Origin of the sequence: Nitratireductor rhodophyticola (assembly GCF_019891355.1) — a bacterium.
GTDB lineage: Bacteria > Pseudomonadota > Alphaproteobacteria > Rhizobiales > Rhizobiaceae > Nitratireductor > Nitratireductor rhodophyticola.
On record NZ_JAHSSF010000001.1, the window covers coordinates 66,555 to 90,477 of the forward strand.

The 23,923-nt window shown below is 61.9% G+C and carries 21 protein-coding genes; 14 read left to right on the forward strand and 7 right to left on the reverse strand.

What is annotated here, in order from left to right; genetic code table 11:
- The first annotated feature begins 114 nt into the window (after nucleotides 1–114).
- Nucleotides 115–1,236, forward strand: a complete 1,122-nt coding sequence (locus KUG85_RS00305; protein WP_065815347.1) for a beta-ketoacyl-ACP synthase III — start codon at nucleotides 115–117, stop codon at nucleotides 1,234–1,236.
- Between the two features lie 13 nt (nucleotides 1,237–1,249).
- Here the strand turns inward: KUG85_RS00305 and KUG85_RS00310 are convergent, their stop codons facing one another.
- Nucleotides 1,250–1,585: a DUF2293 domain-containing protein gene (locus KUG85_RS00310; RefSeq protein ID WP_065814930.1), complete on the reverse strand. Its 336-nt coding sequence runs from the start codon at nucleotides 1,583–1,585 to the stop codon at nucleotides 1,250–1,252.
- 227 nt (nucleotides 1,586–1,812) lie between these two features.
- Here KUG85_RS00310 and KUG85_RS00315 point away from each other — a divergent pair, with 227 nt between their 5' ends.
- Entirely contained in the window at nucleotides 1,813–2,832 is a 1,020-nt protein-coding gene (locus KUG85_RS00315) for an ArsR/SmtB family transcription factor (protein WP_007008374.1), read from the forward strand.
- Nucleotides 2,832–3,752 carry a methylenetetrahydrofolate reductase [NAD(P)H] gene (gene metF / locus KUG85_RS00320; protein WP_223003767.1) on the forward strand — a complete coding sequence of 307 codons (921 nt, stop codon included), beginning with the start codon at nucleotides 2,832–2,834 and terminating at the stop codon, nucleotides 3,750–3,752. Before KUG85_RS00315 ends, metF begins: the two co-directional genes overlap by 1 nt.
- A gap of 349 nt (nucleotides 3,753–4,101) precedes the next feature.
- Here metF and KUG85_RS00325 read toward each other — a convergent pair whose 3' ends face one another.
- Nucleotides 4,102–5,025, reverse strand: a complete 924-nt coding sequence (locus tag KUG85_RS00325; protein WP_223003768.1) for a DMT family transporter — start codon at nucleotides 5,023–5,025, stop codon at nucleotides 4,102–4,104.
- Between the two features lie 184 nt (nucleotides 5,026–5,209).
- On the opposite strand from KUG85_RS00325, the gene KUG85_RS00330 reads away from it, so the two are divergent.
- On the forward strand, nucleotides 5,210–6,430 hold the full coding sequence (locus KUG85_RS00330) for an alanine racemase (protein ID WP_223003769.1): 1,221 nt from the start codon (nucleotides 5,210–5,212) through the stop codon (nucleotides 6,428–6,430).
- A 30-nt stretch (nucleotides 6,431–6,460) separates the two neighbouring features.
- On the forward strand, nucleotides 6,461–7,918 hold the full coding sequence (locus KUG85_RS00335) for a cation:proton antiporter (protein WP_223003770.1): 1,458 nt from the start codon (nucleotides 6,461–6,463) through the stop codon (nucleotides 7,916–7,918).
- On the opposite strand, the gene KUG85_RS00340 is transcribed toward KUG85_RS00335, so the two are convergent.
- Both KUG85_RS00340 and KUG85_RS00345 read right to left on the reverse strand, forming a co-directional pair.
- Entirely contained in the window at nucleotides 7,915–9,093 is a 1,179-nt protein-coding gene (locus tag KUG85_RS00340) for a lytic murein transglycosylase (protein WP_223003771.1), read from the reverse strand. The two genes, KUG85_RS00335 and KUG85_RS00340, sit on opposite strands and share 4 nt — an antisense overlap.
- A gap of 43 nt (nucleotides 9,094–9,136) precedes the next feature.
- Complete coding sequence (locus KUG85_RS00345) at nucleotides 9,137–9,940, reverse strand: glycoside hydrolase family 25 protein (RefSeq protein WP_223003772.1); 804 nt, start codon at nucleotides 9,938–9,940, stop codon at nucleotides 9,137–9,139.
- Nucleotides 9,941–10,069: 129 nt separating this feature from the next.
- On the opposite strand from KUG85_RS00345, the gene KUG85_RS00350 reads away from it, so the two are divergent.
- Complete coding sequence (locus tag KUG85_RS00350; RefSeq protein ID WP_223003773.1) at nucleotides 10,070–11,467, forward strand: serine hydrolase domain-containing protein; 1,398 nt, start codon at nucleotides 10,070–10,072, stop codon at nucleotides 11,465–11,467.
- A 138-nt stretch (nucleotides 11,468–11,605) separates the two neighbouring features.
- Here the strand turns inward: KUG85_RS00350 and KUG85_RS00355 are convergent, their stop codons facing one another.
- From KUG85_RS00355 to KUG85_RS00365, 3 genes are all read right to left on the reverse strand, one after another.
- The gene (locus tag KUG85_RS00355) at nucleotides 11,606–12,283 is read right to left on the reverse strand and encodes a class I SAM-dependent methyltransferase (RefSeq protein WP_223003774.1); all 678 of its coding nucleotides are present in this window, start codon (nucleotides 12,281–12,283) and stop codon (nucleotides 11,606–11,608) included.
- A 2-nt stretch (nucleotides 12,284–12,285) separates the two neighbouring features.
- Nucleotides 12,286–13,530 carry a DUF3419 family protein gene (locus tag KUG85_RS00360; protein WP_223003775.1) on the reverse strand — a complete coding sequence of 415 codons (1,245 nt, stop codon included), beginning with the start codon at nucleotides 13,528–13,530 and terminating at the stop codon, nucleotides 12,286–12,288.
- A 129-nt stretch (nucleotides 13,531–13,659) separates the two neighbouring features.
- A complete protein-coding gene (locus tag KUG85_RS00365) occupies nucleotides 13,660–17,286 on the reverse strand; it encodes a hydantoinase B/oxoprolinase family protein (protein WP_223003776.1) in 3,627 nt (1,208 codons plus the stop codon).
- A gap of 160 nt (nucleotides 17,287–17,446) precedes the next feature.
- On the opposite strand from KUG85_RS00365, the gene KUG85_RS00370 reads away from it, so the two are divergent.
- The 8 genes from KUG85_RS00370 (at nucleotide 17,447) to KUG85_RS00405 (ending at nucleotide 23,849) form a co-directional block, all read left to right on the forward strand.
- The gene (locus tag KUG85_RS00370; protein WP_065815350.1) at nucleotides 17,447–18,418 is read left to right on the forward strand and encodes a TRAP transporter substrate-binding protein; all 972 of its coding nucleotides are present in this window, start codon (nucleotides 17,447–17,449) and stop codon (nucleotides 18,416–18,418) included.
- Between the two features lie 99 nt (nucleotides 18,419–18,517).
- Nucleotides 18,518–19,069: a TRAP transporter small permease gene (locus KUG85_RS00375; protein ID WP_223003777.1), complete on the forward strand. Its 552-nt coding sequence runs from the start codon at nucleotides 18,518–18,520 to the stop codon at nucleotides 19,067–19,069.
- Complete coding sequence (locus KUG85_RS00380; RefSeq protein WP_223003778.1) at nucleotides 19,069–20,373, forward strand: TRAP transporter large permease; 1,305 nt, start codon at nucleotides 19,069–19,071, stop codon at nucleotides 20,371–20,373. Before KUG85_RS00375 ends, KUG85_RS00380 begins: the two co-directional genes overlap by 1 nt.
- A gap of 2 nt (nucleotides 20,374–20,375) precedes the next feature.
- Entirely contained in the window at nucleotides 20,376–20,897 is a 522-nt protein-coding gene (locus tag KUG85_RS00385) for a winged helix DNA-binding protein (protein WP_007010417.1), read from the forward strand.
- A 221-nt stretch (nucleotides 20,898–21,118) separates the two neighbouring features.
- Nucleotides 21,119–21,304: a hypothetical protein gene (locus KUG85_RS00390; protein ID WP_007010418.1), complete on the forward strand. Its 186-nt coding sequence runs from the start codon at nucleotides 21,119–21,121 to the stop codon at nucleotides 21,302–21,304.
- 132 nt (nucleotides 21,305–21,436) lie between these two features.
- A complete protein-coding gene (locus KUG85_RS00395; protein WP_065815351.1) occupies nucleotides 21,437–22,147 on the forward strand; it encodes a J domain-containing protein in 711 nt (236 codons plus the stop codon).
- A gap of 23 nt (nucleotides 22,148–22,170) precedes the next feature.
- Nucleotides 22,171–22,911 carry an N-acetylmuramoyl-L-alanine amidase gene (locus KUG85_RS00400; RefSeq protein WP_223004453.1) on the forward strand — a complete coding sequence of 247 codons (741 nt, stop codon included), beginning with the start codon at nucleotides 22,171–22,173 and terminating at the stop codon, nucleotides 22,909–22,911.
- A 212-nt stretch (nucleotides 22,912–23,123) separates the two neighbouring features.
- Entirely contained in the window at nucleotides 23,124–23,849 is a 726-nt protein-coding gene (locus KUG85_RS00405; protein WP_223004454.1) for a lytic transglycosylase domain-containing protein, read from the forward strand.
- The last annotated feature ends 74 nt before the right edge of the window (nucleotides 23,850–23,923 follow it).

Here is a 23,923-nt window from a genome sequence, read left to right on the forward strand (position 1 = left end):
TAAACCACGATTGGAGAATTTAAGGCATTTAAACTCCGATACACACAGGCACGGATCATGCTGCGCACCAGCGAGCAAGAGGCTTCAGATTTCGCACCGCACCACTCCAACGCGATGACGCGCGTCTGCGTTGGCGGGATTGGCGTCGAAATCCCCGAAGCGTCCATTTCCAATGAAGAGCTGGTCGACAGCTTCAACGCGTGGGTCGATGCGGAAAACCCGAAGCGCGAGGCGAGGGGGCTGCCGCCGTTGGCGAAGTCCGATGCGGAGTTCATCGAGCATGCTTCCGGCATCAGGCAGCGTCATGTCTATGAGCGTGACGGCATTCTCGATCCTGCCCGCATGGCGCCCAACATTCCCGCCCGCGCCGATGACGAACTTTCCGTCATGGCCGAGTTCGGCGCTGCCGCAGCCAGAAAGGCGCTCGCCCATGCCGGTGTCGAGGCGCGCGACGTCGATCTCGTCATCTGTGCTTCCGCCCATCATCAGCGGCCCTATCCGGCCATCGCCATCGAAATCCAGAAAGCGCTCGGCACCAGCGGTGCAGGCTTCGACATGGGGCTTGGCTGCTCCTCGGCGCTCGCCGGTCTGCATGTGGCGACCAATCTCGTGCGCTCCGGCGCACACCGCCGTGTGCTCGTCGTCACGCCGGAGCTCATAACCGCGCATCTGAATTTCCGCGATCGGCAGACGCATTTCATCTTCGGTGACGCCTCGGTGGCCGTCCTCATCGAGGCACTGGGTGCGAGCGAAGAGCGGCCCGGCCGTTTCGAGATTGTCGACACGCGCAGCTGGACCCAGTTTTCCAACAACATCCGCACCAATTTCGGCTTCATGAGTCGTCTGGCGCAGGACGATCCGTCCTACCTCGCCATGGAAGGCAATCTCATCAAGCAAAACGGCAACAAGGTCTTCAAGGATGTGACCATTGCCGGACACAAGTTCATTGTCGACTTCCTGGCGGAGCACGGCCACACGCCGGAGACGATGCGCCGCTTCTGGCTGCATCAGGCGAATGCCCGCATGAACGCCATGATCCTCAAGCTCGCCTTCGGTGGCGAGGTGGGGCAGGATCGTGCACCCACCGTGCTCGACCGGCTGGGCAACACCGCTGCCGCCGGCGCGATCGTCGCGCTGGAAGAGACGCATCGAGACATGCAGCCGGGCGAACATGGGTTGCTCTGCGCCTTCGGTGCCGGATACTCCATCGGCGGTGCGCTTCTGCGCATGATGTAGGCGCGGCTGCTTTTCAATCCTGCCGGGCTTCCAGCCCGTCTTCTTCTTCCGGGACCAGCAGGCGGGTGGCGCGCCAGCGCGTGAGCACTGTGTTGATGTCATCGACGATAAAATGGCGGGCGGCGTCCCGGTCGTAACCGTCTTCGAGCATGGAATCGTAATCCGTATGCTCATGGCGGATATGGGTGATCGTTGCCAGCCATACCGCTATTGCCGGCGGCAGGGTGCGCAGCTTGCGGTCATTGGCCCTGTCGCGGATCGCTTCGGCATCGGCCATGGGCGCCCATGGAATAAGCAGCGTCAGCGCCTTGTCGACCGATTTGCGCCGCCCGGTGGATGCCCGCTTCATATTCTGGAACCTGTTCCCGCACGCCTTCTGCGCATTGCCGCCTAGGGCATCGGACCGAAAAGTGGAAACCGGTTTTCGGATTGTTCCGATGCTCCATTAAAAGTTTAGATCGTCCTTTGTGCGTCCGGATGGACGCACGGCGATCTAGTGTGAACATTGAACCCTGTCATCTTGCCAAGCAAGCCCAAACGATATAAACATATCTTTATATGTATTGGGAGAAGCGCATGCTCATGCGTCCGGCAATTCATCTCGACCAGATGGTCGACACGTTGAAGGCGGCGGCCGAAACCAGCCGCCTGCGTATCCTTGCGCTCCTTTCGCAGGGTGATCTGACCGTGACCGACCTGACAGAGATTCTCGGCCAGTCGCAGCCGCGCGTTTCCCGTCATCTGAAGCTCCTGCTCGAGGCGCAGCTCATCGTTCGCTATCAGGAAGGGTCTTGGGCTTATTTTCGCCTGTCGGATGCCGATGCGGCGCGTGAATTCGTCGATGGTGTGGTTGGTCGGCTCGACCAGGCCGATGCCGTCATCGAGCGTGATCTGGAGCGGCTTGGCGCGATCAAGCGCCGCCGTGAGGAGAGGGCGGCGGAGTATTTTTCGCAGAATGCAGCGAGCTGGGATCAGATTCGCTCGCTCCACGTGCCCGACAAGGCCGTGGAGGAAGAGCTTTTGAAACTCATCGGCGCGCGGCCGTTCCAGTCCATGGTCGATCTCGGCACCGGCACGGGCCGTATGCTGGAACTCTTTGCGCCGCTCTATCAGCGCGCTGTCGGTATCGATCTTTCCCGAGAGATGCTGGCGGTGGCGCGGGCAAATCTCGATCGTGCCGGCATCGCCCACGCGCAGGTGCGGCTTGGCGATATTTCCGCTCCGCAGCTAGAGCGCGATGCGCATGATCTGGTGACCATCCACCAGGTGCTGCATTACATCGACAGACCGGCTGTGGCCATTCGAGAGGCCGCCCGGCTACTCCGACCGGGTGGGCGTCTTGTGATTGTCGATTTCGCGCCCCATGAGCACGAGTTCCTGCGCGAGGAACATGCCCATATGCGGCTCGGTCTGGCTGACAGCCAGATTGCCGAGTGGCTTGAAGAGGCCGAGCTAGACCTCACCGAAACACTGGAATTTGCGCCACGGGGCGAGGCTGGAGAGGGCCTGACGGTCAAGCTCTGGCTTGCCCACGACCGGCGCATGCAGATTGCCGACGGTATAGTGCCGTCGTTTGCCCAAAAGGAGACGGCTTGATGCCGCAACAGCGTTTTTCCCGCCAGCCCGATGTGGCCGGCAAGCTCCGTGTGTCGTTCGAGTTCTTCCCGCCGAAGACGGATGCGATGGAGGCCCGGCTCTGGGAGACGGTACAGCGTCTGGAACCCCTGGCTCCGTCCTTTGTCTCTGTCACCTACGGCGCGGGTGGCTCGACGCGTGAGCGCACGGCCCGCACGGTCAGGCGTATTCTCGACGAGACCGGCCTTACGCCGGCCGCACACATGACCTGTGTCGATGCCTCGCGTGAGGATGTCGACCAGGTGGTGGGCGAGTTTGTCGATATGGGCGTAAAGCGCTTCGTGGCGCTGCGCGGCGATCCAAGCGCCGGCGTGGGAGCAGCATACCGCCCGCATCCCGACGGCTACGCCAATGGCGCGGAGCTGGTGGGGGCGATGAAACGTCAGGGCGATTTCGACATTTCGGTATCGGCCTATCCCGAGAAGCATCCGGAAAGTCCGGACTTCGCCACCGATATAGACATGCTCAAACGCAAGGTCGACAACGGGGCGACGCGCGCCATCACCCAGTTCTTCTTCGACAACGATCACTATGAGCGCTATGTCGAGCGTGCGCGGCGCGCGGGCATCTACATTCCCATCGTGCCGGGCATCCTGCCGGTGCACAATTTCACACAGGTCGCCAATTTCGCCGGGCGGTGCGGCGCCAGTGTTCCCGGCTGGCTGGCCGAACGTTTCGAGGGGCTGGAAGACGAGCCGCAGATTCATGCGCTTGTGGCTTCGGCCGTCGCTGCCGAACAGGTGCTCGACCTCATGGAACGCGGAATTGACGATTTCCACTTCTACACGATGAACCGGGCCGATCTCGTCTATGCGGTCTGCCACATGATCGGCATTCGCCCGCGTCCCAGCAAGGGCCTGGAACAACCTGCCGCCGCATAAAATAAAGGGCCGGATCGACCGGCCCTTTCTCGTATCGTATTAACAAATTCCGGATACGCTGCCTTTGAGGTGGCTGCTCCGGTCATGCGTTTACGGCAAAACGCCCATCACCAGGGCGCCGATGAACACGAATGCCGCGCAAATGATCAGTGCATTCACAGGCCGTGTCAGTCCCATGGCAAAGCCTCCTCTGCTTATTTACCCGCCGGATTCTATGGATGAGGTGCCGTCCGGCAAGCGGATTTTATGCTGCGCTGCGGTAGGTTTGTGAAAAAAACAACCGCCCGTCGCCGCGTTCATTTGAAATCATTGGTGAAATCACTGGGCTGCCGGTTCGATTCACTTTGTGTTAACGGATGCGCGCAAGAAGACGCCCGTCGATGATGATCAATCCGGTGGCGATCAGCACCATTCCCGCAATTTCAAAGGGCGCCAGTCGTTCACCCAGAACAAGACTTCCCAGCAGGATGGCGCTGACGGGATTGAGGAAGGTGACGAGCGATGCATTGGTAGCGCCCGCACTTGCCAGCACCCGGAAATAGATCAGATAGGCAAACGCCGTTGACAGAACGGCAAGCCCGATGACCGCAGCCCAGATGTTGCCGGAAAAGCTGAACAGGTTTCCGGGGCCGTAGAGCGTGAGCACCAGCGGAATCATGATGACGGTGGAGGCGGTGAGCTGCCCCGTGGCGACGAGGGTTGGGGGAACGCCGCGAAAGCGACGCCCGTAGATGAAGGCGAGGCCATAGGAGACGGCGCCGCCGATCAGGGCGAGCTTCGCCCAGAGAGGACCGCCCAGTCCGTTGAGGAGGCCGGGGCCGATCATCACGCCCGTTCCTGCAATGCCGAACGCGATGCCGGTCAGCTTCACCGGAGTAAGCTTTTCATCTGCGGTGAGCATGTTGGCCAGGATCGCAGTCCAGAACGGCGTCGTCGCATTCAGCACCGAAGCGAGCCCCGCACCCACCTCGGTCTGCCCCATGAAGATCAGCGAAAAGGGGATGACGTTGTTGAGGAGGGCGAGCACGAAGAAGCTGCCGGCGAGCGGCAATGCAATGCGAAACGACGGTCCGCGAACGGCAAGGAATGCCTGCAGGACAAGCGCGGCAATAGACACGCGAAACATGACCAGCATGAGTGGCGGCATTTCGCTGACCGCAATGCGGGCGAAGAAGTAAGAGCCGCCCCACACCGCGCCAAGAAGCAGGAGAAGCGCCCAGTTCCGGGCAGACATCTGAGGCGCGGTTGTCTGGGCGGGTGCCTGTGCGGTCATTGCGGTCTCTCAATTCGGGATCGTTCGTGCATCCTGTGCATTAGGTCATGGGGAGGGAGGCGCCCACCCGAAACCTGCCGGCCGCATTTTCAACGGCGAACGTCCGGGCGGAGCGTTTACATGAACGACAAATCCATTACGCTTCCCTTCCGTCCTTTGCGTTCATCCGAACCAGGAGCTGCCCATGCAGATTTTTGAGACCGCCCGAGACGCTGCCCTCAAGCTTCGTCCCGATGATCCGGTCTACTGCTTCCGGCCCGAGGTGCTGAAAGCCGATGCACGCGATTTCATGGGCCAGTTTCCCGGCAAGACCGCCTATGCCGTGAAAACCAATGGCGAGAAGCTTGTGCTGAAAACGCTGGCGGAGGCTGGCGTTGAAGCTTTCGATGTGGCGTCTCCGGCAGAGTTCGCCGCGGTTCGCTCCGTCGCGCCCAATGCCGAGATGCTCTACATGCATCCGGTCAAGGCGCAGTCGGATATCCGCCTGGCACTGGAGGAATATGGCATCCGGGTCATCGTGGTCGATCACGAAGATGAGGTGACCAAACTGATCCGCGTGGTTCGGGCGCTCGACATCGACCCCGGTTCGCTCACCGTTTTCGTGCGCATTCAGACCAAGGGCCATGCCGCCTATGAACTGTCGAAGAAATTCGGAGCCGGGCCGGCGCAGGCGGTCGAGCTTCTGCGCCGTCTGGACCGGCACGGCTATAAGCTCGGCCTGTGTTTCCATGTCGGCTCGCAGATCCAAGACCCGGACACCTATGAGCGCGCGCTCGCCTCGGCAGACTGGGTGCGGGGCAGGGCAGGCGTCGAGCTTGCCGCGCTCGACGTGGGCGGCGGCTTCCCGGCGGAGTATGGCCACGACCCCAACCGCAAAAAGCCCGAGATGCCAAGCCTTGACGAGATCATGGCCCGGCTGCGGGCCGATATCGTGGAGTGGGGTTTTGACGATATGCCGCTCGTGGCGGAGCCCGGCCGCGTGATCGTTGCGCGCGCGTTCTCGCTGATCGTGCGCGTTCTCCTTCGCAAGGGGCGCCGACTCTACATCAATGACGGCATCTGGGCCTCGCTTTCGGATTCCTGGACCGGAAAGATCACCCTGCCGGCCCGTTTCATTCCCGATCCCGCGATCCGCAATCGCAATGGCAATCCTGAAAAGCTGGTTCCGTTCAAGGTTTGCGGGGCGACCTGCGATTCCGTGGACATCCTCTCGCGGCCTTTCTGGCTGCCGGAAACAGTGGATACGGGCGACTGGATCGAGATCGGCCATATTGGCGCCTATTCCCTGTCGCTAAGAACCCGCTTCAACGGGTTTTACCCCGATACGTTCGTCGAGGTGAAAACACCTTTCGATGCGGGTTCTGCGCCGGAAGGTTTTGCCAGCCTCGAAACCATGGCGGACTGATCGGGCAGCGAAAGGGAAGGAAACTTTACCTTGGAAGCGGAAGCACATGCCTTTCCATTGACGGAGGTCGCCTTTGTCCTGCTGGTGGCCATTGCGCTTGGGCTCAGCCTGATGCGTCTGAAACAGCCACCTCTGGTGGGTTTCATTCTGGCTGGCGTTCTCATGGGACCAACCGGCTTCGGTCTCATTGGCAATTCCGAAAGCGTCACCGCGCTTGCCGAGATGGGCGTATTAATGCTGCTCTTCTTCATCGGCATGGAATTGTCGTTGAGAGCCTTCATCATCAGCCTCAGACCGGCCGTTCTGGTGGCTGTCGGGCAGCTTTCGGTGGCGCTGGCCATTGGCTTTTCCATTGCGTGGATGGGCGGAACAGGCCTTTCCGAAGGCATCATCTTCGGCTTTATCATCGGCATCTCCAGCACCGTTGTTGCGATGAAGATGCTGGACGACATGGATGAACTGCGCCGCGACGCGGGCCGCATCGCCATCGCCGTTCTGATCGCGCAGGACATTGCAGTGGTGCCGATGCTCATCATCGTGTCGGCGCTCGGAGGAGCTGATACAAGCCTCGTCGCCATCGCGGCCAAGGTGGCGCTGGCGGTCGGGTTTCTCGGCTGGCTCCTGTGGTGGCTCGGGCGGCGCGGCAAGCTGCGCGTGCCCTTCGCTGCCGCCATTGCCGACAATGTCGAGATCCTGGCGCTTGGCGCGCTGGGCGTCTGTTTCGGTGCGGCCGCGCTCTCCGGTTTTCTCGGTCTCTCGCCCGCCTATGGCGCGTTCGTGGCCGGCATTCTGGTGGGCAATTCCAACCTGCGCGCCCGCATCATCCCGGTCATCGAGCCGATCCAGAGCATCCTCGTGGTGATCTTCTTCCTGTCCATCGGCCTTCTGTTCGACCTGACCTATATCTGGAACAATCTCTGGATGGTGCTGGGGGCTGCCCTTCTGGTCATCGCCGCCAAAACGCTGCTCAACGTCTTCCTGCTGCGCGCCACCGGGCACGACCGCAACACCGCGCTGATCGGCGGTCTCTCCATGGCGCAGATCGGCGAGTTCTCCTTCGTGCTGGCGGCTGCCGGCCTGTCGGCGGGCGCGCTGGGGCAGGATAGCTATCGCCTTGCCATCGCCGTCACCGCCATCTCGCTTCTCTTCTCGCCGGCGTGGATGTCGGTCATGCGCCGCATCGAGGACGTCGCGGCCAAGGGCTTTTCTTCCTATCGGGAAGCACTGTCGGAAGCCTATGCCGACGAGATCGGGAATGTGGGCGAGGGGCTCTGGTGGGTGCGCGCCCGCTATCGCGCCGGCCGTCTGACCCTGCGCAAATGGCGCGCCCGCCGCGCGCTCGAAAAGGCAGCGAAAGCGGCCCGGAAGAAAGAAGAGAAAGCGGAAAAGGAAGCCGCCGAGGCGACGGACGCATCTGAGGCGGCGGAAGAAAAACCCCGGCAACCCGATGAAGAACCGGCTGCCGGGGCGTCTAAACAAAAAACCTAGAGATTCGAGAACAGCGTCGGCGTCGGCCAGCCATCGGCAGGCAGGCCAAGACGCTGCTGTTCCTGGCGCACCGCTTCGCGGGTGCCGGCGCCCAGAATGCCGTCGATTTTGCCCACGTCATGGCCGCGCGCGGCAAGCTTGGTCTGCAACTGCTTCATCGTCTCGGGCGCAAGACCCTGCTCGGGCGAGCGCACGTCAAAGCGCGGCGCGCCGGCAAGGCGCGCCGCCAGATGCGCCGCCGTCAGCGTGTAGATGAGCGACTGGTTCCATTCCAGATAGATGTCGTAATTGTCGTAGACGAGGAAGGCCGGTCCCTTGTGGCCCATCGGCAGCACGACCGCCGTCGCCATGCCATCGGCTGGCAGCGGGCTGCCATCGCGATAGGTCACGCCCATCGCCGCCCATTCCGAGCGCGGCAGCTTGGTCACGCGACCGGTCTTCTCCCAGGCCATCTGATCCGGCACGCGCACCTCTTCCATCCATGGCTGGCCGGGTTTCCAGCCAAGCGACTGGAGGTTTTTTGCAGCCGTCAGGATGGCGTCGGGCGAACTGCCCTTCAGATCCACCTTGCCATCGCCGTCGCCATCGACACCCTTGGTGTAATAGTCGGACGGCAGCATCTGCATCTGGCCGATCTCGCCGGCCCACGCGCCGGTCACATTGGCCGGCACCCAGCCCTTATCGATCAAATGCAGAAGCGCGATGAGCTGCGGGCGGAAGATTTCCGGACGGCGGCAGTCATGAGCCAGCGTGGCGAGCGCGTCGAGCGTCGAGAAATCGCCCTGCACCGCGCCGAAATCCGTTTCCAGCGCCCAGAAGGAGGCGATCACCGGACCGGGCACGCCGAACTCGTTTTCGGCGCGCGCGAAGGTGTTGGCGTATTTCTTCAGATTGGCCGCGCCGTTCCGCAACCGGTAATCATTGATCATGCGGCCGGCGAATTCGGCAAAGGTCTGGTTGAACACGCCCTGTGCGCGGTCGCGCTGCAGAACCTTCTGGTCGATGCCTGCGCCGTTGAGCGCCGAAAGGCCGCGCTCGCCGATGCCATCGGCCGCAGCCTCCTGGCGCACGCCTTCCCGCCAGGCGTTGAAATCGCCCCCGCATTGCTGCGCCACGGCGCTGCCGGCGAAGCCAAAGGCGAACAGCGCTCCAAGCGCGATGGATTTCTTGCGCATCTGTAGTCTCCTTGAAAACACGGGCTGAAGGCGTCGGGCGCGATCAGCTGGCATTGGCCTTGAGCCAGTTCTTCCAGGCTCTGGCATTTCCGTTGAACACGTTGATGTCCGCCTTCCCCTCAATGCCCGGGATCACGCCGGTGCCCGTATATTGCCAGAAGACCCATGGATGGTTCGAATATTTGTCATCCGGATGACCGGCCACCGAGCGTAACCAGAAGGGATAACCATTGAAGCTGCTAAGATCGTTATCGTCGAAGAAGTCGATCGAGGTGTAGATGATCGGTCGCTTGCCATAATGACGTTCCACCGCGTTGAGGAAGATGCGCATCTCCGAACGCACCTTGTCTGCCGGCGGGCGTATGGTGCAGGTGGGAGAGAAGGGCGTCCATTCCATGTCCAGAACGGGCGGCAGGGCCGAAGCGTCGCGCGGCACATTGCGGATGAACCACCGCGCCTGCTCAATGGCCGGGCGGCAATGGTAGTAGAAGTGATAGGCCCCGCGCGGAACGCCGGCCGCCTTCGCCGCGCGCCAGTTGCGCGCAAAATAGTCATCAACAATGTCGCCACCCTCCGTCGCCTTGATGAAGGCGAAGGAGATGTCGTTGCGCGCAACCTTCTTCCAGTCGATGTCGGCCTGATATTTGGCGACATCCGTTCCGTGCACCGCATAGTGCCAAGGCGCGCCGCCCTCCCATTCATGCGGGTCGGTGTCGGCGAAGCGCAGGCCGCCGCTGCTGCGCATTGTCGAGGGTTGCGCCTTGGGCGCAACGTCGGAAAAATCATAGTCGACGGTCGAGCAGCCGACGAGCAAAGCGGATAGACTGGCGATCATCAATCGACGCATGATGAGCGGGGCTCCTCAGGGTGCGAATCAGCAAATAGGGGCGTCGCCGACAGAAATAGGCGAAGTTGCCGGCCCCGTCACCACAGGATGAAAGGGCGGGCCGCCAGGGAAGACGGAGAAGACGACGGAATGCGAACTGCTCTCAGGCTCTTCAAATGGCTCCTCGGTCTCCTCGTTGTAGCAATCGCCGGTGCCGCGCTCTGGCTCTATGTCTCGCCGCCCGCGCTCATCCGTGTCGGCTCCAATTACGCCGCCAAGATTATTTGCTCCAATGTGTTCATAGCCGGGCGCGACCCACAGACCGTGCTCGAGCGCGACGTTCAGGCCCCGGGCCATCCGCTTTTGAAGCTCATGCGTGTGCGGGTCGAGCCGTCCGACGCCACGGTTCACACCGGGCTCTTCGGTGTCTTTGGCGACGGGCTTGCCATCTATCGCGGTGCGACCGGCTGCGCCGCCGTGCCCGATGGCGATGTGACCGCGGCGCTGGGCGCTCGTTTCGACAGGCCGGAGCCTTCGCCTCAGGGGACGGATCTGTGGCCGGATGGCCCGCGCATCGACGTCAAGGGGCATGAGATGGTGGCGGAACTCCTTGATGATCCGGCGCTCACCGGCCCCGGCATGCGCGCCGTGGTCGTCGTGCAGAATGGCCGCATCATCGGCGAGCGCTTTGGCGAGGATGTCGCCCATTACACGCAGCCCCTGATCGGCTGGTCCATGACCAAGACCGTCACCGCCGCCCTCATAGGCACCCGCGTCAAGGCCGGTCGCCTGTCCGTCGAGGACAGCAATCTGTTCCCCGAATGGGAGGATGACGAGCGATCGAAGATCACCGTTGCCGATCTTCTCGCCATGGAGAGCGGTCTCTACTTCAACGAAGATTACGGCGACGTGAGCGATGTCACCCGCATGCTCTATCTCGCCTCCGACATGCCGGCCTTCGCGGCTGACCAGAAGCTTGAAAGCCCGGTCGGCGAGGTTTTCAACTATTCGAGCGGCACGAGTGTTCTCCTGTCGCGTGTGTGGCAGGACACGTTCAGCGCGCCCCAGGATGCGCTGGCCTGGCCCTATGAGGCCCTGTTCGGTCCGCTCGGCATGGACAGCGCCGTCTTCGAGACCGATACGCGTGGCACTTATGTCGGGTCCTCAAACCTTTATGCATCTGCGCGTGACTGGGCGAAGTTCGGCCAGCTTCTCCTTCAGGATGGCGTGTGGAAGGGCGAGCGCATTCTGCCCGAAGGCTGGGTGCGGTGGATGCGCACCCCCACCGAGGCTTCGGGCGGCGAATATGGCCGTCATGTCTGGCTGCACGGCCCGCGCGCCAACACACCGCGCGGTGTACCGGAAGACGGGGGTTTCGACCTGCCTTCTGATGCATTCTGGATGCTCGGCCATGATGGCCAGACCATCACGGTCATCCCCTCGCTGCGCATGGTGGTTGTGCGCATGGGCCTCACACCCTCACGCCTCGGCTACAAGCCGCAGGCGCTGATCGAGGCTCTGGCGAAGATCCCGGGGGAGGTGGAGTAGGGTGGAGTGGTGCGTGGTTCGACAAGCTCACCATGAGGGATGGGATTGGCTGCACAACTGGTGAGCAAGGGCGTGGAACCGGTCTTCACCGCGAAGCTCCACTTCCCTCATGGTGAGCTTGTCGAACCACGCACCACGTCAATGCAACATCATCTCGTCCACCGCAGGCAGTTCCACAATCGCCTGCACGGCGTAACCGCGAAAAGACGAGTCGAAACGCAGGCTTGCGCCGCGTTTCTCGCATTCCGATTCCAGTGCCTCACGCAGTGAATCACGCGGCGTCACGTGAAAGGCTGAAAGCCAGCGCCGCAGTCCTGCGCGGAACCAGCCGGGCAGCCGCTCCTGCCGACCGAAATCCACGATGTGCAGCGAGCCACCCGGCGCGACGCAGTCGAGGCCGGCTGCAATGGTCTCACGCCATGGCGGGATCATCGACAGCGAATAGGAAATGAAAACCCGGTCGAACCGGGTTTGCCCGAACAGCGCTTCGGCATTGAAGGACGATGCATCGGCTTTGGCCAGTCGGGCATCGATCCCCTCGCGCTCCATGCGGCGCCTTGCGGTGACAAGCATCTCCTGCGAGATGTCGAGGCCGAAGAGACGCGCCTTCGGATAATGGTCCGAAACGAGCGCCAGATTGCGCCCCGTTCCGCAGCCCAGCTCCAGCACCGCGCCGCCTTCCGGTACATTCAGCCCGCCGATCAAACCGTCACGCCCAAGCAGATAATATTTGCGCGTCAGGTCGTAGATGTGGCGCTGACGGCGATAGACGCCGTCCATCAGGCTGGCGTGGCCGGCGGCCTGTGGCATGGCCATTCTCAGGCCGCTTTCACATAGAGGTGGAACCCGCCATAGATTGCCGAGCGGTCATTGGCCGAGAGTTCGCGCGAGCGGATTTTCTCATAGTGCCACTGGTGCAGTATGTGGTTGTTCACGCGGCCCGGCAGCAGGCTCGGTGCTGCGGCTGTGCGGAAGATGACGCGCGCGCCGGGCGCTGCCGTGCGGGTGATCTCGCTCCACAGCGCGTTGAGCTGATCATCGTTCATCCAGTCCTGCGCGTCGAGCAGCACATAGCGGTCCACGCTCTGCGCCGGCTTGTTGCCCAGCACATCCATCAGGTTCGCGTGGTGCACCGTCACATTGTCCGCCGCAGCGCGGATCGTGTCGAAATTCCTGCGCTCCAGATAGGCGGGCAGGGTGGCTTCGCCCTGTGCGGGGTAATGCCGGGCGAAGGCCTGCCAGGCGAAATAGTTTTCTTTCAGCGGAAAATGGCAGGCAAGTTTTTCAAGCCGGCTCGACAGAACATCCGCCATGGTGCCGTCACCCGCCGTGATCAGCGAGTCGTACTGCGCCGGTGGAATGCCGAGGCCAAAAAGCGATGCCTTGCGCGAGGTGGCCCAGCGCACAAGCCCGCGGTCGAACAGCGGGCGTAACTGCTCATCGAAGAAGATGCGCTGATCGCGCAGCGAGCGCGATTTCATGATGTCGGCCGGGTTCACGCCATAGAATTTTGCGACCGTGTGGCCCGTGGCGATGAAGAAGCCCAGCAGGCCCTTGCGGTAGAAATTGCGTGTGAAGGCGTCGATGCGCCTGCGGCCAAGCGGCCCGCGGCTTTCCCAGTGCCGGCGCGACTGGGCGTCGAGCGCTGGCGCGATGAAGCGGCGATAGGCTTCGCTGTTGCTGCGCTGGTTGGTTGCGCCGAAGAAGCGCAGCAGGTCGCCATGGGCGGGCAGTGTCTTGAAGGCGGTGAGCTTCAGCCGGTTGAGCGCCACATGCGCGGCGTTCAGGTCCACGGCGTCGATCTTCGCCGGCTGGCGGGTGAGATAGGCCAGCACATTGCAGCCGCCCGACGCGATGGTGACGACGCGATGGCTCTCATCGAGCTCCATCGCCGCGATGTCCACGTCCGGGTCTTCCCAGATCTGCGGATAGACGAGGCCCGAAAAAAGAAGGGCGAAGAGGCGTTCGGAAAGGCCGGCGCGCGTGGTGGCCTTGTTCTGATAGACCGCCTTGCCGAGATGGCGGCGGGTGGAAAGGCCGGTGCCGGCTGAAAGATCTGTCATGGGTCTCTCCCCTCAATCTTTCCCTGAGGGGCTACTGCGCTTCCATGACAGGCGCGTGAACGCTGAATGACCGAGTGTGACGGGGCTGTTAAAGGCGGGGAGTATTCCCCGCCCGCAGTGCCGAGCGCTCTACGCCTTTCCGAACCCACCGGCGGTGGGCGTGGTCACGATCACCGCTTCACCGGCCTCGATCACCGTCTGGTCGCAGCCCTTGAGCGTCTCGACATGACCGTCCTTGCGGCGCACCTCGGTCTTGCCCATCTCGCCATCGCCGCCGCCCTCAACGCCGCGTGGCGGCCCGCTGCGGTGGGAGGAGAGAATGGCGCATTCCATGGTCTTCAGGAAGCGGATGGTGCGGCGCGTGCCGTCGCCCGCATTCCACTTGCCCTTGCCGCCCGAGCCTTCGCGGATGTGGAAGTCCTCGAGCAGAACCGGGAAGCGCAGTTCAAGGATTTCCGGGTCCGTCAGGCGTGAATTGGTCATGTGGACATGAACGCCCGACGCGCCATCAAAGCCGCGACCGTCATTCATGCGGCCGGCGGGAGAGCCGGAGCAGATGGTCTCGTAATACTGATACTCTTCATTGCCGAAGGTCAGATTGTTCATCGTGCCCTGGCTGTTGGCGATGGCCTTCATCGCGCCGAACAGCGCATTGGTGACGTGCTGCGACGTCTCCACATTGCCTGCCACGACCGCCGCCGGATAGGAGGGGCGCAGCATGCAGCCTTCCGGGATCACGATGTTGATTGGCCTGAGGCAGCCCGCATTCATCGGGATCTGCCCTTCCACCATCACGCGGAAGGCATAGAGCACGGCCGCGCGGGTCACCGGTTCAGGCGCGTTGAAATTGTTCTTCTGAACGTTCGACGTGCCGGTGAAGTCGACGGTCGCCTCGCGCTTCTCGCGGTCGACGGTGATCTTCACCTTGATCACCTGGCCCGTGTCGGTCGGATATTCATATTCCGACGCATCCGGCAGGCGTTCGAGCACGCGGCGCACGGCTTCTGCCGCATTGTCCTGCACATGGCCCATATAGGCCTGCACCACGTCCAGACCGAACTGCTCGATCATCTTGCGCAGTTCCGCCACGCCCTTTTCGTTGGCGGCAATCTGCGCCTTCAGATCGGCGATGTTCTGGTGCGGGTTGCGCGCCGGATAGGGGTGGTCGGTCAGAAGCGTGTGCAGCTCCGCTTCGCGGAATTTGCCGCCTTCGACAAGGCGGAAATTGTCGAACAGAACGCCTTCCTCATCCACCGTGGTCGCCAGCGGCGTCATGGAGCCGGGTGCGGTGCCGCCGACATCGGCATGGTGGCCGCGCGAGGCGGTGTAGAACAGGATGTTCTCGCCGTGATCGTCGAACACGGGCGTGACCACCGTGATGTCGGGCAGATGCGTGCCGCCATTATAGGGCGCGTTCAGCGCGAACACGTCGCCGGGGCGGATATTGCCCTTGTTCAGCCGGATGACGGTTTCCACCGAACGGTCCATGGAGCCCAGATGCACCGGCATGTGCGGGGCATTGGCCACCAGCGCGCCATTCTGGTCGAACACCGCGCAGGAGAAGTCGAGCCGCTCCTTGATGTTCACCGAATAGGCGGTGTTCTGCAGCGTCACGCCCATCTGTTCGGCGATCGACATGAACAGGTTGTTGAAGACCTCGAGCATCACCGGGTCGGCCTTGGTGCCGAGTGCGGCCATGCGGGCCTTCTTTTCCACGCGGCGCATCAGAATGTGGTCGAGCGCGGTGATCTCGGCCTGCCAGCCGGGCTCCACGACAACCGTCTGGTTGGCCTCGATGATGAGGGCAGGGCCGTTGACCTTCGCGCCGCGCGACAGCGTCTCGCGGCGGTAGATGCCGGCATCGTGCCAAGCGCCATCGCAGAAGATCGCGCGCGTCTCGCCGGGAGCGGGCGTGGCGTCGCTGGTCGCCTGCTCCTGCTCCACCGGACGGCCGTCGCCCGCGTCCAGTCCCTCGACGCTGACGGCTTCCACCACCATCGGCTTGTCGTCATAGACGAAACCGAACTGCGCCTTGTGCGCCGCCTCGAAGGCGGCCCTGGCGGTCTCAAGCGTGCCGTCGAAGGCGATGGGCAGCGTGGTGTCGGTGCCCTCGTAGCGGATTTCAAGCTTGGTCGCCCAGACCACCTTGTCGCCGGTGATGCCCTGATCGGCCAGCTCCGCGCGCACCTCTTCGCGCAGCGACGTCGAAAGCGCGTCGATGGCGTCCAGAGAGCTTTCCGCAAAGGGCTTCAAAAGCGCCTGCTGGCGCGAGGCGAACACGGTCGCAAGCCCGATGCCATAGGCCGAGAGCAGGCCCGACATCGGATGGATCAGCACCGCTTCCATGCCGAGCGCGTCGGCCACGAGACAGGCATGCTGACCGCCCGCGCCGCCAAAACAGTTCAGAAGATAGCCGGTCACGTCATAGCCGCGCTGCACGGAAATCTTCTTCACCGCATTGGCCATGTTTTCGACCGCAATGGTGATGAAGCCTTCCGCCACGGCTTCCGCCGGGCGTCCGTCGCCAATCTTTTCGGCAAGCTCGGTGAAGCGTGCGCGCACGGCGTCCACATCGAGCGGCTCGTTCTGCTCGGGGCCGAAAATGGCCGGGAAGAAGTCCGGCTGCAGCTTGCCCAGCATCACATTCGCATCGGTCACGGCCAGCGGCCCGCCACGGCGATAGCAGGCGGGGCCGGGGTTCGCGCCAGCCGAATCCGGACCCGCCTTCAGGCGGTTGTCCTCATAATGCAGGATCGAACCGCCGCCGGCGGCCACGGTGTGAATGCGCATCATCGGCGCGCGAATGCGCACGCCCGCCACTTCCGTGTCGAAGGCGCGTTCATATTCGCCGTCATAATGGGCCACGTCCGTCGAGGTGCCGCCCATGTCGAAGCCGATCACCTTGTCGAAGCCGGCAAGCCGCGCCGTCTCCACCATGCCGACCACGCCGCCGGCCGGGCCGGAAAGGATCGCGTCCTTGCCCTGGAACTTGTCGGCCGCCGTCAGACCGCCCGACGACATCATGAATTTGAGGCCCGGGCCTTGGCCGTTCTCATCGACGCCCAGTTCCGCCGCCACGCGGCTCACATAGCGCGACAGGATCGGTGACAGATAGGCGTCCACAACCGTGGTGTCGCCACGACCCACCAGCTTGATCAGCGGCGAGGTCTCGTGGCTGACCGAAACCTGCGAAAAACCGGAATCCCGGCAAAGACTTGCCGCCGCTTTCTCATGCTCGGGATATTTCCACGCATGCATGAAGACGATGGCGACCGCATCGATGCCATCGGCCTTCGCCGCCTCGATCTCGCCCTTCACGGCGTCGAGGTCGAGTTCCGTTTCCACCGTGCCGTCGACACGGCGGCGCTCCGGCACCTCGATCACGCGTTCATAGAGCTGTTCGGGAAGAATGATCTCCTTGGCGAAGATGTCGGGCCGCGCCTGATAGGCGATCTTGAGCGCGTCGCGGAAACCCTTGGTGACGAGCAGCGCCACGCGGTCGCCCTTGCGCTCCAGAAGCGCATTGGTCGCCACGGTCGTGCCCATCTTCACGTCGCCGATCAGGTGCGAAGGCATGGCTTCGCCCTTCTTGACACCGAGATGATCGCGAATGCCCTGAATGCCGGCATCGGCGTAGGCTTCCGGATTTTCAGAAAGCAGCTTGCGGGCAAAGAGCCCGCCATCGGGGGCGCGGCCGATAACGTCGGTAAAAGTGCCGCCGCGGTCGATCCAAAAATCCCATTTGCCTTCTGTCATCATCGGTTCCTTCGCATTATCCTTGGCAAAAGGAGAACCATGTCTCGGATAAAACGTCAATAATTTATTGACATATTATCTGAATGTGCCACGCTGTCCTTATTGCAATGAGAAGGGTGAGGGAACACCTCCGTTGCTTCACAAAATGGGAGATATGAACATGCATCATTCCGTGAAATTCGTTCTGGCCGCAGCTGCGCTCGGCTTTGCTACGTCGGCATCGGCCCAGACCAAGTGGGACATGCCGGTGCCCTATGGCGACACCAATTTCCACACGCAGAATATCGTCCAGTTCGCCGAGGATGTGAAATCGGCCACCGATGGCGGGCTTGAAATCACCGTTCACTCCAACGGATCGCTCTTCAAGCATCCCGACATCAAGAACGCCGTGCGACAGGGCCTTGCCCAGATCGGCGAAATCCTTGGCTCGCGTCTTTCAAACGAAGACCCGATCTATGAAGTGGATTCCATCCCCTTCCTGGCCACCAGCTATGACGACGCGAAGAAACTCTATGACGCGTCGAAGGACCAGCTTGCCGCAAAGCTTCAGGAGCAGGGGCTTCAGTTGCTCTTCTCCGTGCCGTGGCCGCCGCAGGGCATCTACACCCAGAAGGAAATCTCTTCGGTCGACGACCTCAAGGGTCTGAAGATGCGCGCCTACAATGCCGCCACCGAGCGTCTGGCGCAGCTCGCGGGCTCGCTTCCGACCCAGGTTGAGGTGCCGGACCTGCCGACCGCCTTCGCCACCGGTCGTGTCGAGGCCATGATCACTTCGCCCTCCACCGGTGCGAATTCCAAGGTCTGGGACTTCCTCTCTCATTACTCCGACGCGCAGGCCTGGCTGCCGCGCAACATGGTGTTTGTCAACAAGGCCGCATTCGATGCACTGCCGGAAGATCAGCAGGCAGCCGTGCTTGAGGCAGCGGCCACGGCTGAGACGCGTGGCTGGGAGGCTTCCGTCAAGGAGACGATGGAAAAGACTCAGGTTCTGAAAGACAACGGCATCACCGTGACTGCGCCCAGCGCCGAGCTGAAGGAAGGGCTTGCCGCCATCGGTGCGGAAATGTCCGCCGAATGGGCTGAAAAAGCCGGCGACGAAGGCAAGGCTATCCTCGAAGCCTACCAAAACTGACCGCTTTGACAGGCGCTGCAGGTGGCCGGTTCTCCAGCCGCCTGCAGATCGGTCGCCATATGCGACCACAATGAGACCGTCGGAGTGGAGACGACGACTATGAGAAAACTAGTGAACGGGCTTTATGGTGCAGCCGAATGGCTGGCCATGGCCGCCCTCTGCGTGATCGCAATTCTGGTGTTCGCCCAGGTCATGGGGCGCGTGGTGGACAGCCTGCTTGGGCTTTTCGGCCTGCCACCCTTTGGCTTTCTTGTGCCGTCGTTGGCGGAGATTGCGGGCTTCCTGCTGGTCGGAGCCTCTTTCATGGCGCTTGCCGGCTCTCTGCGTGGCGGCGCGCAGATTCGCGTAACGCTGGGTCTTGCCGCCATGCCCGAGGGCATGCGCCGGGTGGCCGAGGTGTTTGTGCTTCTGGTCGGCGCGGCGCTGGCCAGCTTCTTCTTCTATTATGCGGCGAAGCTCGCCCTCGACAGTCACCGCTTCAACGAATTGTCCTACGGCATCATCGCCATCCCGCTCTGGATACCGCAGGCGGTCATGGCGCTCGGGATCGGCATCTTCGCTGTTGCGCTGCTGGATGATCTGTTCGCCGCGCTCACGGGCCGGTCTCCATCCTATCTCGCCACCGAAGACGGCGCGGCGGAGGAGGTGTGATGGACCTCCTGACCATTTCCCTCACGCTCGGCGGGCTGATGCTCGTCCTGCTTGCCGCCGGCCTCTGGGTCGCTCTGGCGCTCATGGTGGCCGGTCTTGCGGCCATCTATCTCATGGTTCCGGTGCCGCCCGGCGCGGTGATGGCCACCACCGTGTGGGGCTCCATCAATTCGTGGGATCTTGCAGCGCTGCCCATGTTTATCTGGATGGGGGAAATCCTGTTCCGCACGCGGCTGGCCGAAGACATGTTCGCCGGTCTGGCACCCTGGATGCGGCGTCTGCCGGGCCGGCTCCTGCACGTCAACATTCTGGGCTGCGCCATCTTTGCCGCCGTGTCCGGCTCGTCCGCCGCCACCACGGCCACCATCGGCCGCATGTCTCTGCCCGAGCTCAGAAAGCGCGGCTATGACGAGCGCATGGCCATCGGCTCGCTTGCCGGTTCCGGCACGCTCGGCCTGCTTATCCCGCCATCGATCATTCTGATCGTCTATGGTGCGGCCACCGAGCAGTCGATCGCCCGTCTATTCATCGCCGGCGTCGTTCCCGGCATCATGCTGGCGGCGCTCTTCATGGGCTACACGGCCGTGTGGTCGATGATCAATCACAAGCGCATGCCCGAGGCCGATCCGCGCATCCCTTATCTTCAGCGCATCTGGCAGACGCGTCGCCTGTTCCCGATCCTGGCGCTCATCATCGGTGTCATCGGTTCGATCTATGGCGGCTTTGCTTCACCCACCGAGGCCGCCGTTGTCGGTGTGGTCCTCTCGCTGGCGCTTTCATGGTTCACCGGCACGTTAAGCCGCTCGACCTTCTTCGATGCGCTGCGCAACGCCTCGCGCACCTCCTGCATGATCGTGCTCATCCTTGCCGGTGCGTCCGTTCTGACGGTGGCCATGGGCTATACGGGCATTCCTCGCGCGCTGGCGCAGTTCATCGCCGAGCAGGGCTATTCGCCCTATGCGCTTCTTGCGGTGCTGACCCTGTTCTTCGTCGTGCTGGGCTGTTTTCTGGACGGAATTTCCATCGTTGTGCTCACCGCATCGGTTATTCTGCCCATGGTCGAGGCTGCGGGGCTCGACATCATCTGGTTCGGCATCTATCTCGTGCTCGTGGTCGAGATGAGTCAGATCACGCCGCCGGTCGGCTTCAACCTGTTCGTCATTCAGGGGCTTACCGGTCACAACATTCTCAAGGTTGCCGGCATGACCCTGCCGTTCTTCCTCATGATGATCGTCGCCGTGGCATTGATCGTCCTGTTCCCGCAACTGGCGCTATGGCTGCCGCAAACCATGCTCGCGAGGTAAAGATGTCGAACGCCGAAAGGAAAGTCGGACCGGTCGTCTCCGCAGCCCATCTGGCCGCTGGCGCCATGCCGGCGCTGTCGGAGATCGAGTTTGCGATGACCGTGATGAGCCATTCCTTCGAGCGCTGGATGGTGCGCTGCATGGCGGCGGCAGGTGTGCCGGGGCTGCAGCCCACCGCTGTGCAGATCCTGCATGCCGTCAATCACAGGAACCGGGAAAAGACGCTTTCGGAACTGTGCATGATGTTCAACATCGAAGACGTTCACGTCGCGTCCTACGCCATCAAGAAGCTGGCCGCGCTCGGTCTGGTCAAGACCGGGCGCAGGGGCAAGGAAAAGACGGTGAAGGCCACACCCGAAGGGGCTGCCGCCTGCGAGCGCTATCACGAGGTTCGTGAAGCGCTGCTCGTTGCCAGCACCAAGCGCCTCAAGCTCGACGAGGAAGCGCTTTCCGGCATCGCTGCGGTGATGCACGCCCTTTCCGGGCAATATGATCAGGCGGCACGCAGCGCGACCAGCCTTTGATCCCGCATCGTTACGAACGGTCATTCAACGTTACGAAACCCCAGACGCGTCCGCGCATTTCTTTGGTGTGAGCGCGCGGTGTCGCGCTCTTGGAGCATCGGACCGAAAAGTGGAATCCGGTTTTCGGGTTATTCCGATGCTCTATCCATGGTTTGGATCGTCCTTTGTGCGTCCGGATGGACGCACGGCGATCCAAGATGCGCTTTGTATGGAGAGTCGACATGAAAAAGTTTCTAGCCGCCACCGTTTCGGGCCTCGCCCTTCTTGGACTTGCAGCCTGCAGTGAAGGCGACAACACGACCACCCAGAGCATTGAGCCCGAACAGCAGGATGCAACCCCGATGGATCCGCCGGCTGCTGCCCCGGAAGCTGATCCGATGCAGGATCAGGGCACGACCAGCCAGTAAGGCGTCGATCCATTCAGGTCGCGTATTGAGTGCCTGAAGGGAAAGCAACCGGATGGGATGAAAATCCCATCCGGCTCTGCTTGCGCCAAACTGCGCCTCGAAATCCCGGGCGTTTGCGGTTACAAAACCGGCATGACGTTTTGGGATCGTATAACAGACTTTATCACGCGCGCGCCCGGCAGTGCGCTGTCAGCGATGGTCGAGGCCATTCGCACCGTATTCGAAGGCGACCCGCAACTGCGCCGGCGCGTTGCCTTTTCCATCGCCATCATCGCCCTGTCGGCCAAGATGGCGAAGGCCGATGGTGTCGTGACACAGGACGAGGTCCGGGCCTTTCACGAAATTTTTTCCGTTCCGCGCAACGAGCAGGCCAATGTCTCGCGGCTCTACAATCTCGCACAGCAGGATGTGGCGGGTTTCGAGGCCTATGCGCACCAGATGGCCAATCTGTGCGGCTATGGCGGACCGAACTGCATGGTGCTTGAAGATATTCTCGATGCGCTGTTCCATATCGCCAAGGCAGATGGCGTGATCCATGAGCGTGAAACGGAATTTCTGCAACGCGTTGCAGAGATATTCGATATTGGCGACGACCATTTCGAGCAGATGCTGTCTCGTCATGCGATCACCGGAGATGGTAACCCTTATCTGGTTCTCGGTGTCGAACACGGAGCGCCATTCGACGAGATCAAGCGCCGGTATCGCCGGCTTGTTGCCGAGAACCATCCCGACAAGCTCATTGCGCGCGGGGTTCCGGAAGAGTTCCTGGCCATCGCAAATACGCGTCTTGCGGCAATCAACGCGGCCTATGAGAGCATCGAGAAAGCGCAGGTGCGTGCGTGAGTGCGACCGTCTGCGCGGCCGCCATGTTCGAGCCGGATTTTAGCGGGGCGGAGGTTTGTCCCTCTCCGAATTTCGGCGGGCGGCGGGACGGTCAAAAGCCTGATGCGCTCATTCTCCACTATACCGGCATGGAAACTGGCGAGAGTGCGCAGGACTGGCTTTGCGCCCCCGAAAGCGAGGTTTCGAGCCACTATCTCGTCCATGAAGACGGGCGCATCGTTCAGATGGTGCGGGAGGCGGACCGGGCCTGGCATGCGGGGCGGGGATCATGGCAGGGGCGTGACGATGTTAACTCCTGGTCCATCGGTATCGAGATCGCGAATGCGGGGCATCCGCAGAACCTGCCGGACTTTCCCGAGGTGCAGATCAAGGCCGTTCTCGAGCTTGGCCTGGACATCTGCCGACGTCACGGAATCCTGGCAAAGCGGGTTCTTGCCCATTCCGACATTGCGCCCGGTCGCAAGGTCGACCCGGGAGAAAAGTTTCCCTGGGAGCAGTTGGCGGCGGCAGGTCTTGGCCATTTTGTCGCAATTGCGCCCATCCCGGGAGGGCGCGTTCTCGGGTCTGACGACGGCGGACCGGCCGTTCTGGCGCTCCAGAGACTGCTTCAGCGGTACGGATACGGGATTGCCATTACCGGTATATACGACAGGCAAACGCAAACGGTTGTCAGGGAATTTCAAAGGCATTTCAGGCCTTTAGAGGTTAGTGGCCTGGCTGATGTGACAACATGCGAGATTCTGCGCAAATTGTTGTATAATTAATTTGTGATTGATTCTTCTCCCTGACGATCACTCACTCCCAAGACTGGCGCAAAATTTCATCGATTCATATTATTTGAATTGAAGCGCCTTTTTTGTTTCCCCTTCGCCTGCAAAACACCGACCCGTGTTGAGGCCGTGGGGTATTGATCCCGGCTTCGTTAAAGACAAAACCTGCCGCGCACGGATGCTGCGGCACAGATTTACGGGTCGAAATGAAAATCAAAACCTTACTCGCGGCAGCGATCGCTGTCGGCGCTGCAACGTCTTTGTCCCATGCCGGCGAAAAGACGAATTATGGACAGGTGATCGCGGCCCACTCTGCCAAGAAGAGTGCCGAGAAAGCGGAAAAGGGTGAAGCCGCGCCCAATCTGCTTCGTACAATCATCCGCGGTGGAAAAGGTTCCCAGGCGAGCAAAGTGGACATGACCACCACCGCCTCGATAAAGCCGGCGAAACCGGCCAAGGCGGAAAAGAAAGTCACAGCGAAGTCCAGCAAGAAGAAGACCACGGTCAAAACCACCGTGCGCACCAGCGGCAAGAGCTCCAAGGGCAGGAAGAGTGCCAAGGGCGGTTCCTACCAGACGATCATTGCCCAATACGCTTCTGCCTATGGCGTCCCGGTTTCGCTGGCCAACGCCGTTGTCCGGGTTGAAAGTAACTACCGTGCGAATGCACGTGGCGCGGCGGGCGAAATCGGCCTTATGCAGATCAAGCCGGCCACGGCGCGCATGATGGGCTATCGCGGCTCGGCCAAGGGCCTCTACAATCCCGATACCAACATCAAGTACGGCATGAAGTACCTCGCCAAGGCGCACAAGCTGGGTGGCGGCACGACCTGCGGCACGATTCTCAAATACAATGCGGGTCACGGCGCGAAGCGCATGAACCCGATTTCCTCGCGCTATTGCTCGAAAGTGAAGCGGATTCTCGGGCGTTAAGTTCGGGAATGAGGGGTTTCGTGCGCAAACGCGTCTGTTTTGAGTTGCGTTTTGCCGTGCGAAACCCTTTATAC